General features: G+C 67.5%; 1 protein-coding gene. It reads left to right on the top strand.

All coding sequences use genetic code 11. From position 1 onward, the window contains the following. Positions 1-280: NAD(P)(+) transhydrogenase (Re/Si-specific) subunit beta (locus AKL29_RS44355; protein ID WP_244481722.1), on the top strand; the 280-nt coding region annotated here is incomplete at both ends.

Here is a 280-nt window from a genome sequence, read left to right as displayed (position 1 = left end):
CGCGTTCCACTCGCTGGTCGGCATGGCCGCGGTGCTGGTCGCCGCCGGTGCGTTCTATGCGCCCGAGGCGTTCGACATCGGCACGCCCGGCCACATCCATCCGCAGAGCCTGGTCGAGATGTCGCTCGGCGTCGCGATCGGCGCCTTGACCTTCACCGGTTCGGTGATCGCGTTCCTGAAACTGTCGGCGCGGATGAGCGGCGCGCCGATCATCCTGCCGTTCCGCCACGTCATCAACATCGTGCTGGCGCTGGCGCTGGTGTTCTTCATCGTCGGCCTC

This window comes from Bradyrhizobium pachyrhizi, assembly GCF_001189245.1.
In the GTDB taxonomy this organism is placed as follows: domain Bacteria; phylum Pseudomonadota; class Alphaproteobacteria; order Rhizobiales; family Xanthobacteraceae; genus Bradyrhizobium; species Bradyrhizobium pachyrhizi.
Note: the sequence above shows the minus strand (reverse complement) of the source record. Positions and strands in the feature narration are given on the sequence as shown.